The following is a 14,750-nucleotide window of genomic DNA, read 5'->3' on the forward strand; positions in this document are numbered from 1 at the left end:
ATGAATAAAAACAAATCTTATTACGCCGTGATTTTCTCCTCAACACATGGAGAAATCATAGAGGGTTACTCTGAAATGGCACAGAAAATGGAAGATTTAGCAAAAACACAAGATGGGTATTTGGGCTTTGAAAGTGCTAAAGGCTCTATAGGTATCTCGATTAGTTATTGGGAAAGCTTAGATGCCATTAAACAATGGAAAGCTAATTCTGAGCATCTTTTGGCACAACAAAAAGGACGCGAGCAATGGTACAATTGGTACAAAGTTAGAATTTGTAAAGTTGAGCGTGAATATGACTATAAACGCTGAGGTAAAGACTATCGCTTTAATGTAAAATGCCCAGTAAATTTTTGGTTGTCTAAAACTATATAATACCAATAATCTGAAGTAGGTAGGTTTTGTCCATTATATGTGCCATCCCAATTGGCGTCTGTATTTACGGCTGAGTACAATAATTTTCCATATCGGTCAAATATATATACTTCAGTAGATGAAAAATGCGTATCTAAGTTTAATGAGAAGAAATCATTTCGCCCATCGCCATTTGGCGTTATAAACTTTTGTATATATAAATGAAAATACTCTTGTGTAACACTAAAGTTGCAATCGTCAAACCTAACATATATTGTATAAAGACCTGTGGTAACATTACTAAATATATTGCTTGATTGATAGTTTATACCATCTAAAGAATATTGGTAGATGCCACTGCCAGAAACATTCACAGTAATGGAACTTTGATTAGAAACAATACTATCTATAACAGGAACTTCGATTGCACTGACATTAAAAATAATTATGTCTGTTAAGCAACCATCTGTTACTTCTACTTGATAAATACCACTTGTATCAACAGAAATAGACTGTGTCATTTCACCCGAATCCCACAAATATTGAGGATTAGAAATAGATGAATTAGCAACTAGAGGTAAATCATCTCCTTCACACAGACTTACAAACTCTTCTGTCGTTTGAATTGGTTGTGTGCCTGTAACTTCCCACATACAACTCACAGTATTGAAAGTTGCCGTTTCCCAACACTCCAAGCCTGTTGGTGCTAATGGTTGTGTGCCTGTAACTTCCCACATGCAGCTGACATCATTAAAGGTTGCTGTTTCCCAACATTCCAAGCCTGTCGGTGCTGTTGGTTGTGTGCCTGTAACTTCCCACATGCAACTTACAGTATTGAAAGTTGCCGTTTCCCAACACTCCAAGCCTGTTGGTGCTAATGGTTGTGTGCCTGTAACTTCCCACATACAACTTACAGTATTGAAAGTTGCCGTTTCCCAACATTCCAAGCCTGTTGGTGCTAATGGTTGTGTGCCTGTAACTTCCCACATGCAACTCATAGTATTAAACGTGGCTGTTTCCCAACACTCCAAGCCTGTTGGTGCTGTTGGTTGTGTACCTGTAACTTCCCACATGCAGCTGACATCATTAAAGGTTGCTGTTTCCCAACATTCCAAGCCAGTTGGTGCTGTTGGTTGTGTACCTGTAACTTCCCACATGCAACTCATAGTATTAAGCGTGGCCGTTTCCCAACATTCTAATCCTGTCGGCGCTACAGGAGTTGTGTCGGTGATCGTAACGGTGACTGTTATGGTGTATTGATGACTAATATGCCCGTTGCTAACAGGATTACAACCAGGGTCTGAAACTGGAATTATGTCAATACTCAAATTATCACCAAAATCTGGCTGAATACCAGAATTAAGCGGGCTACCCAATGGATTTCCATAATTAAAAGTAGGAGGATTTACATTTACAGGGTAATTAGGTTCTGCAATCAAATTTGTAGCAGGTAAACATGTAGCACCACCAACGTAAGTTGTACACCCATAAAACATATTGAAATAGGTTAGATAATGCGGACATACATTATTATTAGAGTAACCTGTAAAGTTTATTTCTATACTTATACTTGAGATCTCCTCACAAGGGTTTGCGCTTGATGGTAATGTAAAATCATGGGCATAACCGTCACTATGTTGAGTTATATTGCCTAAGCCATTCCATGCTTTTCTATCAATACCAATTGTTGCATCATTATGGGTTTGTGTTAAAATAACTTGACCAAAGGATATACCTGTTAGTAAGATTAAAAACAATGCTATATTATACCTGAGCATTTTACTTTTTTTCTATATGCTGAAAAACGTTAGAAATATCTTAAAAAATAAAGCTATTAAAGTCTGAATGACGATTTCGCACGTTTAAATATATAGATTAATTTGTCGAAATTGTGACGGTTAAAAACAGAAAAAACAATTATTACTAGTTTGTATAGTTGATGTATAGGTTAAAAACATTTTTCAAGAGAAATAAGCTAAAATCATTGATAAGTTTGGCTCTTATTGTTGTGTACTATTTCTGTTTACCAAAGCAATTATTTAAAGACCCGACAGCAACAGTCATCACCAGTAACTCTAATGAGTTACTTGGAGCATTAATAGCTGATGATGGTCAGTGGCGATTTCCTCAAAGTGATAGTATTCCTGAAAAATTTAAAACCTGTATTCTTTTGTTTGAAGACGATTACTTTTACAAACATCCTGGATTTAATCCTATTTCAATAGTTAAAGCATTAAAGCAAAATATAAGTTCAGGGGAAATAAAACGAGGCGGCAGCACCATTACTCAACAAGTTATTCGTCTATCTAGAAAGGGCAAAAAACGTACTTATTTAGAAAAATTCAAGGAACTAATTCTTGCCACAAGATTGGAATTAAGGCATTCAAAAGAAGACATTTTAAAACTCTATGTGAGTCATGCACCTTTTGGCGGAAACGTCGTAGGAATAGACGCAGCAGCATGGCGGTACTTTAATCGTAATGCGTCTGATTTATCGTGGGCAGAAAGTGCAACATTGGCTGTTTTACCAAATGCACCTAGTTTAATTTACCCTGGAAAAAACCAAGAACGATTACTAAAAAAAAGGAATCGACTCTTGAAAAAGCTTTTTGAGAATGGCACCATTGGTGAACTCACTTATAATTTATCTATAGTTGAAGTATTACCTCAAAAGCCATATCCTTTACCTCAAATTGCACCACACTTACTTCAAAAAATTGCTAAAAAAGATAAGGGTAAGCGTGTTGAAACTTCGATTAACATTCGTCTTCAAGAACAAGCTAATACAATTGTAAAGCAACATTACAATCAATTAAAACAAAACGAAATTCATAATATTTCGGTATTAGTTCTCGATGTGAAAACCCGTAAAGTACTTAGTTATATTGGTAATTCTCCGACAGACAAAAAACATCAAAATCATGTAGATATTATTAATAAGCCTAGAAGTACTGGAAGCATTCTTAAACCCTTTTTATACGCATCTATGTTAGATGCTGGAGATATCTTACCAAATACTTTGGTACCTGATGTTCCAACTCAATTTGGGAGTTATCAGCCCGAAAATTTTAATAAAGAATTCGATGGTGCTGTACCAGCAGATCTAGCACTTTCACGTTCCTTAAATGTTCCGGCTGTACGACTATTACAAAGCTTTGGCTTGGACCGCTTTTATCAATACTTAAAACAATTAAACCTTAAGGACGTAAAATATAATGCCAATCATTATGGGTTGTCCTTAATTCTTGGTGGTGCAGAAAGTAACTTGTGGGACTTATGTAAAAGTTATAGTGCAATGGCTTCAACTATAAATCACTTTAATGCTAATTCTAGTCAGTATTATTCAAATGAATTTTGTGAGCCTACATTGTCAAATAGTGCCGTAATTGATTTTGGGCAATTAAATTCTGAAAAAACTATTTTTGATGCCGCATCTATTTATCACACTTTTGAGAGTATGAAGCAAGTAAATCGCCCTGAAGAAGATGATAGCTGGGAATACTATGACTCCTCACAAGACATCGCTTGGAAAACTGGAACTAGTTTTGGTTTTAGAGATGCATGGGCAATTGGTGTAACACAAGATTATGTAGTTGGTGTTTGGGTTGGTAATGCAGATGGTGAAGGCCGACCTGGTTTAGTAGGTGTACAAACAGCTGCTCCAATATTGTTTGATGTGTTTGATCTATTACCAAAAAGTGATTGGTTTGGCAAACCTTATGATGAAATGCTTGAAGTCGATATCTGTACTAAAAGCGGTTATCGCGCATCTTCAATTTGTGATGAAACCTCCAAATCTTTTATTCAGCTTAGTGGTAAAAAGACTTCACCTTGTCCATTTCATAAACTTATACATTTAGATAATTCGGAACAATTTCAAGTTAATGCTTCATGCGAAGCTGTTTCAAATATTAAGAGTAAGGCTTGGTTTACATTACCACCACTACAAGCACATTATTACAAAACCAAAAATCCTTTTTATAAAGAACCTCCACCATTCCGAAGTGATTGTGAAGAACAGTCAACGGCTAAAATGGAATTTATATATCCATCACAGCAAAGCACTATTTTTTTACCGAAAGATTTTGATGGTAAAACCAATGACTTAATCCTAAAGATTGCACACTCAAAACCTGAGTTAGAATTGTTTTGGTATGTAGATGAAACATATGTTGGGAAGACAAAAGATATTCATGACATGGCAATTTTACCAAGAGTCGGAGAGCATACCATTACAGTTGTTGATGCATTGGGCAACGAATTAAAACATAAAATTACTATTTCGGAATAATGGTTTCTATAATTCTGAATGTGTATTTTTGCCATGTAATATAAAAATACACTTATGGAAGTTCTTCAGTTTATTCATTCGTATTGGGCCTATTTAGTTTTGGTAGTTTTGGTATTAGCTACTATTAATGCACTTCTCAAATTTTTTGGCGATAAAGAATTTGATGCTAAAGATTTTAGAATATCATTGTTTGCATTAATAACAATGCATATTCAACTACTAATAGGAATCATTTTCTGGTTTACTAGAGGTTATTTTGATGAAATGTCTGTTGGAGAAGTCATGAAAAATGGTGCTATTAGAAAATTAGCCGTTGAGCACCCAACTACAATGATTATAGCTGTTGCATTAGTAACTATAGGCTATTCTAAACATAAAAAGAAATTGGTTTCAAAACCAAAATTTAAGGTATTATCGATTTTTTATACGTTAGCCCTAATTTTAGTTCTGAGTATGATACCCTGGAATCAATGGTTCTAAGACATGAAATTAAAAAAGGCTTCAAAATTAATTTGAGGCCTTTAATTTTTATAGTAAGTATTCTTTATTCTACTTCCTTAATTACATACACATATACCGGAAAGTGATCACTAAATCCGCCCGTGTATCCACCATCGGCAAAGCTTCTAAACGGATAACCTTTCCATCGTCCCCTTTTATTGGTAAGGTATTGTTTATTGTATATACCAGCCTTGTAATATCTAAAAGATGAATAATCTTTATCTAAAAGTGGTTTAGTAACCATAATCTGGTCAAATAAACTCCAAGCATCTCTATAGGCAGTAGTGCCAAAACCTTTGTCTCTAAACATACTTTCGTAAGGGTTGTAGATTCCTTTTAGTGGTACTCTTTTTTTCTTTTTATAAGCTTTTAAGACATCTTTTACACTTGCATTTGTTGGGTCGTCATTTAAATCTCCCATGACAAATACTTTAGCATATGGGTCAATAGATTGTAAAGAGTCTACTAATCGTTTACTCACTTTTGCAGCCGCTACACGTTTTGGTCTACTTCTTGCCTCACCACCACTTCGAGATGGCCAGTGATTGACAATAACGTGTATTAAATCACCTTCAAGCTCACCACTAACTAATAATTGATCTCTAGTGTATTTACGCTTCTTGGTCTGGTCATCAAATATCTTTAACTCGTGAGAACTTGTATTTATAGGTCGAAATAATTCTTTTTGATATAACAATGCTACATCGATACTTCTTGCATCAGGACCTTCAAAATGAATAATTCCATAGTCTTTACCTAAGAGTAAAGGATCATTAACAATATCCTCTAAAACTTTTCGGTTTTCAATCTCACAAACACCAATAATTGCTGGAGAATTTTTACTTTGACTACGTCCAATATCTGCTATAACACGAGCCATTCCTTTAACTTTTTTCTTGTATATCTCGCTTCTATTAGAAGCACTCATCTCCATAATTGGACTCGCTTCATCATTCTTTAATGGGTCGTTTATGGTATCAAAAAGATTCTCTAAATTGTAGAACGCTATGGTATGTATTTTAAAACGTTTTTCTTTTTGGGCTACTACATTTAATGTTAAAGAAAATGTAATTAAAATTAGAAGTATTTTTATTGGTTTCATTGTTTATGTTATCTAATTGTAAAGCTTATAGCAATTTGCTTGCCAAAAGTATGTAATTATAATAAATAATGTAACTTTGTCCGCCTTTAAAAAATCGTTAAGGGTTTCTTAAATTAAATCAATTATTAAAATTTAGGCATGAAAAAAAGTTTTTTATTCTTTCTATTTGGAATGGCTTTTTCATTAGTGAGTTTTGCTCAACAGACACTAATTAAAGGTAGCGTTTTAGATGGAACTACAGGAGAACCTATTCCTGATGTGACTGTTACCATTGAAGGTACAACTTTTGCTGTAACAACGGATTCTAATGGCGAATTCAGCTTTACATCAAACGTCCCTTTAGGTGAACAAGTTCTTAAAATTGAAAAAGTAGGTTACACTGCCAAACGCTATCCTATTGTTGTAAATGAGGGTCAGACCGTTGATATTTCTGGTATGACGTTAGATTTTGATCCTACAGACAAAAAGGATTTGTACACTATTTCTATTTCTGACGATAACCTCAACAGTGAAGATGATGGTCTTACAGATAATGTCTCTGGGCTTTTACAAGCATCAAGAGATGTGTTTTTAAGTGCTGCAGCTTTTGATTTTAGTGCTACATTCTTTAGACCAAGAGGTTTGGATAATGCTAATGGTAAAGTCCTTATCAATGGTGTTGAAATGAACAAACAGTTTAACGGGCGTCCGCAATGGGGGAATTGGGGTGGTTTAAACGATGTACAGCGTAACCAAGAATTTACAATGGGCATGTCTGCTAATGATTACAACTTTGGTGATTTAGCGGGTACAAATAACATTGTAATGCGTGCTTCTAAATACAGAAAAGGTGGTCGTCTATCTTACGCCTCGGCGAACAGAAGTTATCAAGGACGTGTTATGGCTAGTTATAGTTCTGGACTGCTAGATGATGGTTGGTCTTATTCAGTACTATTATCTAGACGTTTTGGTAATCAAGGCTATATAGACGGTACATTATATGATGCTAATTCTTTCTTCGGTTCTGTAGAGAAACGAATTAATGATAAACACAGTATTAACTTTACGAGTATATACGCTCAAAATAGACGTGGGCGATCTACGGCTATTACACAAGAGGTTTTTGACCTTAAAGGAAGACAGTATAATCCGTTTTGGGGTGAAATTAATGGTGAGCAACGTAACTCTAGAATAAGAGAGATAGAAGAGCCAATTATTATGCTTAACCACTTCTGGGATATCTCAGACAAGGTGCGTCTTAATACAAATGTCGCTCATCAATTTGGTGAAATAGCCAATACAAGAATAGATAATAATGGTACTCGACTCATTCAAACTAACGGACAAACAACATTTAATGGTGCAGCCAGAAATCCTACTCCAGAATATTGGCAGAGCCTACCTAGTTTCTTTTTACAAGACGCCAACCCATCAGCTTTAGATTATCAGCAAGCGTTCTTAGCACAACAGAAGTTTGTTAACGATGGTCAATTAGATTGGAATCGTCTATATCAAGGTAATGCAGCTGCAGGCTATTCGGTTTACGCGCTTCAATCTGATGTGATTAAAGACACACAATGGACATTTAATACAATACTTGATGCGGATCTTGCTGATAATATTCGTTTAAACGCTGCGGTAAATTATCGCATATTAAATAGTGAAAACTTTGCTAGAATAGAAGATTTACTTGGAGGAACTGGTTATCTTGACGTAGATGCCTTTAATGAAGATGCTCAGCAAATTGGGACTGTTGGTACTGCACAAAGTAATGTGAGAACACCAAATAGAATTGTTGGTGAGAATGATATCTATCGATATCACTATGACATAAACGCCGATGTAGCTAGTGCTTTTGTTCAAGCTCAATTTAAATATAATAAAATAGATTTTTATTTAGGTGGTAATGTTTCGAGAACCACCTATCAAAGAGAAGGATTTTTTGAAAACGGTTACTTCCAAGATGGAAATTCTTTTGGAGTAAGTTCTTTCGGTAAAAGTGAAAAACTAGAGTTTGATAATTTTGGTGTAAAAGGCGGTTTTACATACAAAATTACTGGTCGTCACCTATTCGATGTTAATGGAAGTTATTTTACCAAAGCACCGAGTATAAGAAGCTCATTTGGTAATGCTAGACAAAATAATTTAACAGTAAACGGCTTAGAAAGTGAAACTATTCAATCTGTTGATGCAAGTTATATCTTTAGATCTCCTATTGTAAGGGCAAGATTAACAGGATACTATTCAAATTTTACTGACGGAACAGAAGTAAACTTTTTCTTCTCTGAAGCTGGAAACGGCTTATTACAAGAAATTATAACCGATGTTGAGAGACGTAATATAGGAATGGAGCTGGGTATTGAAGCACAAGTAACACCCACAATTAAACTTAAAGGTGTAGCTTCAATAGGACAATTCACTTTTACCAATAACCCTGATGTATATTATTCTACAAATTTATATACGGATTTATCATTTGGAAATGGAAAAACAAATTTGAAAGATTTACGAGTATCTAGTGGTCCTGAACGCGCATTTCAATTAGGTTTTGAATATAGAGATCCTGATTTTTGGAATATAGGTGTAACAAGTAATTTCTTTTCTCATGCATATGTAGATGCCAGTGCTTTAAAACGTTCTGAATTTTTTAGTCAAGATCCAAGTGCCTATGATTTGGAACAGATCATAGAGAATGACACTAGTGGCGTAATAAATGTTAGCGGTTATGGTGTATCAAATTTTGATGAAGATGTTGCAAGAGATATTCTGAGACAAGAACGCTTTGATGATTATATGTTAGTAAACATTGTTGGTGGTAAATCCTGGAAAGTAGGTGACTATTTCTTAGGATTCTTTGCAACCATTAACAATGTATTTAATCAAGACTATAGAACTGGTGGCTTTGAACAATCAAGGCGAATTGACTACCTTAGTCAAATAGATGAACAAAACAATACTGGTGGTCCAGTGTTTGGAAATCGTTACTTTTTTGGTAACGGTACTACATACTATCTCAATGTATATGTAAGATTTTAATTAAAAACACGATATAAAAAATAAAATAAGAAAATGAAAACTTTAAAAATCAATAAATTAATCCTTCTACTAATTGGGCTAGTTGTATTTAATGGCTGCGTAGAAGATGATGATTTTGCTATTCCTAACACTAATATCATAGAACCTACATTTAATAATGGAGAATTAATTATTCCTATAAGTTCTGTGGCTGGCGACTTAGCTCAAGAGCAAGGCGGTGGACAACTGGATTATAATGATGACGATACACTTTTTGCTTTTCCTACAGATGGCAATGATATATTTGTCGAAGGATATGTAATATCTTCTGATGAAGGTGGAAATTATTTTGAAGAATTAGTGCTTCAAAATTCTCCTGAAAACCCTACACTAGGTATTCGTGTTCTTATAGATGTTAATCCTTTATTTACACGTTATGAAGTTGGACGAAAAGTATTTATAAAATTAAATGGTTTAGTTGCTGGTATCTCTAATGGCGTGCTTACAATTGGCCCACAAGATGGTGACCGCATAGGTAAGATTGCTTTCCCAGATGAATTAAATTTCATTTTACGTTCTTCTGAATTAGCGACAATTGTTCCTTTACCAATGACTATTTCTGATTTTACTGATGATAAAACCAACTTATTAATCCAGTTAGAAGATGTACAGTTTAATAAAAATGAAGCTTTAGGTACAGATACATCTGGCCCACTATCTTTTGCTTCTGAGCAATTTGATCAGTTTGATGGAGAACGAACTTTAGAGGATTGTATTTCGGGTTCTTCAGCTGTATTTGCAACAAGTACTTTTGCAGATTTTAAAGGCTTAACATTACCTGCAGGTAGAGGTAGTGTCACGGCTGTATTACAAAAGAATTTCTTTGGTGACGAATTCAATGTAGTGATTAATACTCCTGAGGATATCAATTTTAATAATGACGATCGTTGCGACCCAGCTGAGTTTATTATTGGTACTCCTGTAGATTGCGATGATACTCCTGTAAACGGTGCTACAACAATTTTTGAGGAAGACTTTGAGAGTTTTAGCAATGCTGGTGATTTAACTGCTGCAGGCTGGACATTAATTAACATCAGTGGTGGTTCGTACACTTGGGGTATTAGTGGTTTTGGAGGAAACACTTACGCTATTGGTAACGCGTTTAATACTGATGAATTCGGTATTGATACATGGTTAATTTCACCAGAAATTGATTTAGACGGCACAACTGAAGATGTATTAAACTTCGATGTACAAACTAACTTCAATGGTGGAGAAGTAATGTCTGTATACATTTCTACAGATTTCGTGGACACGACTACAGATTCTAACTGGTCATTATTAGATGATGTTACAATTCCTAATGGTCCTTCGAACGGTTTTGGATCTTTCCAAGCTGCTGGTCCAGTAAACTTAAGCTGTGTAACAGGTACTGTAAGAATTGCGTTTAGATACACTGGTTCTGATCCTGGTATTACTACGAGATACCACGTTGACAATGTTGAAGTAACAGGTAACTAATTGTACTGTTTAAATAAATTAAAAACCACGTCATTTACAGACGTGGTTTTTTTATATATTGACTTAATGTTCGATAGTTTTTACATTTCGTTTTTAAACCATATTAAACCAAAGATTGGCAGGAAGTCAATGCCATTAGCATTTCATTATGTCTCAATAGTAGAGTTCTTATTCTACCTACTTTTAGGAACGTTCTTTTCGGCATTTTCAAGTCAACTCAATCTTGGGAGAATATCTTCTTCTAAAGCTATTACAATCATAGTTATAGCTATAATACTGGTGTACATAAAAAACTGGATGCGCTATAATGGTAAAAGAAGATTAGTGTTAAATGCAAAATATAAAAAGAAGACTATTCAGGCTTGGAAAATGGTCGTAGTGCCAATTATTCTTGTAGTACTAATTGCTGTTTTTTATCAAGCTATTTAATAAAAAACGCCATTCTTAAAGAATGGCGCGAATATTATGATTTGATTTCTATTTAGGTTTCGTAAACCTTTTAGTGATTACTTTGTCCAGTAGAAAACTCGTCTACAGTTTTCATCTCTTGAACTTCATAAATTTTGCTAACCTTGGCAATGGTTTCTTTAAGAGAAGAATGATTTACTTTAGCTTCATCGTACTCTACCATAGCCAATTTTTTGTCAAAATCTACCTTAGCAGATTTTACGCCTTCCATTTTAGCCATTTTCTTCTCGATCGTTTTAGCGCATCCAACAGCACAAGTCATGCCTTCAATATTAAACTCTACTTTAGCGTAGGTGGCATTTGGGTCTAATGCCGTCTTCACATCTTTATTTACAACCTCTACAGTTTTTAATTCTGGCTCTACATTGTCTTTACACGCAACAAACAAAAGTGCTACTACTCCAAGTATTATGATACTTTTTAAATTTTTCATCACAAGATTTATTCTTAACTGGAAACAAATCTAATAAATACAAGGTTTCTTGGAAAATAATTAACGAATTTTGTGACCGCAACGAAAGTTTTATGAAAAACGTTAACACCAAATGGATATATCTCATCATTTTATCGATAATTTGGGGCAGTTCATTTATTCTGATCAAAAAAGCACTTCTCGGTTTAACACCTTATCAGATAGGTAGTTTGCGTAATGTGCTAACAGGTATAATATTATTAGCGTTTGGATTTAACGGTTTAAAAACGATTAAAAAATCGCAATGGAAATGGTTGTGTATATCTGGGTTTTTAGGGTCATTTTTTCCTGCGTTTTTATTTGCAATTGCCGAAACTGAAATCGATAGTTCAATCACTTCAATTTTAAACTCTCTTGTGCCTTTAAATACCATTTTAATGGGAGCTGCAATATTTAAAATTGCATCAACTAAACGTCAATTTATTGGTGTAATTATAGGTTTTATTGGTACAGCAATTTTGATACTAAAAGGATCTGAAATCAACCCAAATCAAAATTATTTTTACGCGAGTTTTATTATAATTTCGACTTTGATGTATGCCGCCAATGTGAACATAATTAAGCGTTACCTACAAAATGTGAAACCTTTAACAATAGCAGCTGGGAATTACGTCTTTATTATGTTGCCTGCGTTTATTGTATTAGTATTTACGGACTTTTTTTCTGAAAGCACGTATACTTCTGATTTGTTTTGGAATGCTTTTTTATGCGTGCTTATCCTATCTGTTTTTGGAACAGCCTTGGCAAAAGTTTTGTTTAATAAAGTGATTCAAATTTCAACACCAGTATTTGCTACTTCAGTAACGTATTTAATGCCAATTGTAGCTCTAATTTGGGGGTTATTAGATGGTGAAGCTTTTACACTTATTCAGGGTATTGCTTCAATAATAATTTTAGCAGGTGTTTATATTGCAAATAAAAAGAAGGCATAAAAAAACCGAAGCTATTACACTTCGGTTTGTATAAGTTGAACGTTGTAATTAATTGCCGAAATCTGCTTCAGTTACGCCTTCATTAATTTTCACTTCCTTAAGTTTAAACTCAACAGATTGCCCCATCATAGTAGCTGCTCTAGTTTCTGGAAACTTAATACCGCTATACTCCGTATAATCTTTTAATAAAGCTTCTTGAGTTTGACTGCGCCCTTGCATATTTGTTGTTTGAATTTCTTTAACCTTTAGCCCAGATTCTACATCGTAATAAAGCGTCCAAGAAACTACTTCACCAGGAACATTAACAACATAGGCATCTTTGCCATCCACCTTTTCAGTTCCAGATAATTTCGCCGTGTTTGAATCCAAAAGATTTCTTTCCATAAATAATCCTGCATAAGGTTTCATATCATTAGTCATATTTTCTGGAAGCGGCTGGTTATTAGCAGTGGCACTTTCTTGAGTCATTACCATTGTAACCATTTTATTACCGCCTACATACATGCTTTGATTTGTTTTACCGTCAATACGCTTTTCTTCTTGTACAATAGCACCCATCGGTGTTGTAGCTTCATACTGCGTCATAATAGATTTAATATTATTCATATTATCCAACGCTCCAGTAGCTTTAAGATAGTTACTCATTATAGATTTTACAGTTATCCCTTCAGGCAAAGCTTTATTAAATTCTGGCTTTTCTGTTGCATTGGCATACTTGTCGTAATACTTGATTGGCAATCCAACTTTCTCAAGATTTTCAATCACATCACTACCTTTACCAACGATTACAACTCTAGCATTATCTAACTTGAAGTATTTGTTTGCTACTCGCTGAACGTCTTCAATAGATACTTTGTTGATGTTCTCTAGGTAATTAGCATAAAAGTCTTCTGGTAATTTATTTCTCTTAATATTTAGAGCATAATTAGCAATAGTCTGTGGACGCTCTAGAGCCATAACAAAATTTCCAACATACTTTGCTTTTGCATTTTTTAAAGTCTGAGCTTCTACTGGTTCTGTTCTTATACGCTTAATCTCTTTTAAGAACTCAACCACAGCACTATCTGTTACAGCATTACGCACTTTTGCACTAGCATTAAAACGAGAAACACCATATCTGCTTGCTCCTAAACTTGAATAAGCTCCGTATGTATAGCCTTTATCTTCACGAAGGTTTTTGAACAGGTAACCTTCTCCACCACCACCAAGTATGTTATTTGCCATTAAAGCAGCGAAATAATCATCATCACTTTGCTTTAAGTCTACATTGTTAGTGATAGAAATACTAGATTGTGTAGCATTAGGTAAGTCTACAAAGTTAATCTGTGCATTTGATGCATTAGCAGTTAATTCTGGTGCAGGGATTTCAGTTAAATCTACTTTCTCCCACTTACCAAAATATTTGTTCATTTGCTTTTTTACCGTTTTTATATCGATATCTCCAACAACAACGATATACGCATTGTTAGGTGCAAAACGAATTTTATATAAATCTAATACATCCTGAAAATCAACATTATTTACGGTCTCTTGTGTCGTGAATTCTCCAAAAACATGGTCTTTACCGTAAGATAAAGCACCACCAACTCTTCCAGAAACTGCATCTAAGCTTTTCTCTCCAGTTTTTAAGTTTTCGATTAACTTATCTTTTTCTTTAAGAAATTCTTCCTCAGTTAATAAGGGATTAATCGTTGCGTCAGCCATTAGTTCTACAATACGATCAGCATATTTAACTAATCCGCTTCCAAAACCTCCACTAGATCCAAAATTAATGTTAGCTCCTAAAAAGTCTACTTCTTCGTTAAACTCATCCTTAGAAATTGATGTCGTTCCGTTTCCTAACATAGATGATAGGATACTTGCAACACCGGCTTTATCACCTTCTTTGTATGGTTTATTGTCAATACTTAACTGATACGATACTCTAGGTAGTTTATTGTTTTCAACTACCATTACAGTAATACCATTTTTAAGCTTAAACTCATTAGGCTTTTCTAAATTAATAGTAGGTTCTGGTCCTGCTTTAGGCATCTGAGACCTATCTAATTGGGCATTAACACCAAAAGTTACTAATGCTAAACCTATAAATGCGGCTATTTTTAGTTTTAATGTCTTCAT

11 protein-coding genes are annotated in these 14,750 nt (G+C 34.5%); 7 read left to right on the forward strand and 4 right to left on the reverse strand.

Going from position 1 to position 14,750, the window contains the following annotated elements; all coding sequences use genetic code 11:
- Positions 1-309: an antibiotic biosynthesis monooxygenase gene (locus tag ED556_RS02090; RefSeq protein WP_296318884.1), complete on the forward strand. Its 309-nt coding sequence runs from the start codon at positions 1-3 to the stop codon at positions 307-309.
- A gap of 8 nt (positions 310-317) precedes the next feature.
- Here the strand turns inward: ED556_RS02090 and ED556_RS02095 are convergent, their stop codons facing one another.
- A complete protein-coding gene (locus tag ED556_RS02095) occupies positions 318-2,129 on the reverse strand; it encodes a T9SS type B sorting domain-containing protein (RefSeq protein ID WP_296318885.1) in 1,812 nt (603 codons plus the stop codon).
- A gap of 161 nt (positions 2,130-2,290) precedes the next feature.
- Between ED556_RS02095 and pbpC the strand changes: the two genes are divergently transcribed.
- Together pbpC and ED556_RS02105 are read left to right on the forward strand one after the other, a co-directional pair.
- Entirely contained in the window at positions 2,291-4,642 is a 2,352-nt protein-coding gene (pbpC, locus tag ED556_RS02100) for a penicillin-binding protein 1C (RefSeq protein ID WP_296318886.1), read from the forward strand.
- A 54-nt stretch (positions 4,643-4,696) separates the two neighbouring features.
- The gene (locus tag ED556_RS02105; RefSeq protein ID WP_296318887.1) at positions 4,697-5,122 is read left to right on the forward strand and encodes a hypothetical protein; all 426 of its coding nucleotides are present in this window, start codon (positions 4,697-4,699) and stop codon (positions 5,120-5,122) included.
- A 64-nt stretch (positions 5,123-5,186) separates the two neighbouring features.
- Here the strand turns inward: ED556_RS02105 and ED556_RS02110 are convergent, their stop codons facing one another.
- Positions 5,187-6,245, reverse strand: coding sequence for an endonuclease/exonuclease/phosphatase family protein (locus ED556_RS02110; RefSeq protein ID WP_296318888.1), 1,059 nt, complete (start codon positions 6,243-6,245; stop codon positions 5,187-5,189).
- Between the two features lie 138 nt (positions 6,246-6,383).
- Between ED556_RS02110 and ED556_RS02115 the strand changes: the two genes are divergently transcribed.
- From ED556_RS02115 to ED556_RS02125, 3 genes are all read left to right on the forward strand, one after another.
- Entirely contained in the window at positions 6,384-9,260 is a 2,877-nt protein-coding gene (locus tag ED556_RS02115) for a TonB-dependent receptor (protein WP_296318889.1), read from the forward strand.
- 33 nt (positions 9,261-9,293) lie between these two features.
- Positions 9,294-10,760, forward strand: coding sequence for a DUF5689 domain-containing protein (locus ED556_RS02120; RefSeq protein ID WP_296318890.1), 1,467 nt, complete (start codon positions 9,294-9,296; stop codon positions 10,758-10,760).
- A gap of 129 nt (positions 10,761-10,889) precedes the next feature.
- On the forward strand, positions 10,890-11,189 hold the full coding sequence (locus ED556_RS02125) for a hypothetical protein (RefSeq protein WP_296318891.1): 300 nt from the start codon (positions 10,890-10,892) through the stop codon (positions 11,187-11,189).
- 70 nt (positions 11,190-11,259) lie between these two features.
- Here the strand turns inward: ED556_RS02125 and ED556_RS02130 are convergent, their stop codons facing one another.
- Positions 11,260-11,661: a heavy metal-associated domain-containing protein gene (locus ED556_RS02130; protein WP_296318892.1), complete on the reverse strand. Its 402-nt coding sequence runs from the start codon at positions 11,659-11,661 to the stop codon at positions 11,260-11,262.
- A 92-nt stretch (positions 11,662-11,753) separates the two neighbouring features.
- Here ED556_RS02130 and ED556_RS02135 point away from each other — a divergent pair, with 92 nt between their 5' ends.
- Positions 11,754-12,632, forward strand: a complete 879-nt coding sequence (locus ED556_RS02135) for an EamA family transporter (RefSeq protein ID WP_296318893.1) — start codon at positions 11,754-11,756, stop codon at positions 12,630-12,632.
- Between the two features lie 48 nt (positions 12,633-12,680).
- On the opposite strand, the gene ED556_RS02140 is transcribed toward ED556_RS02135, so the two are convergent.
- Complete coding sequence (locus ED556_RS02140) at positions 12,681-14,750, reverse strand: insulinase family protein (protein ID WP_296318894.1); 2,070 nt, start codon at positions 14,748-14,750, stop codon at positions 12,681-12,683.

The sequence above is a fragment of the Winogradskyella sp. genome, from assembly GCF_003712105.1.
GTDB lineage: Bacteria > Bacteroidota > Bacteroidia > Flavobacteriales > Flavobacteriaceae > Winogradskyella.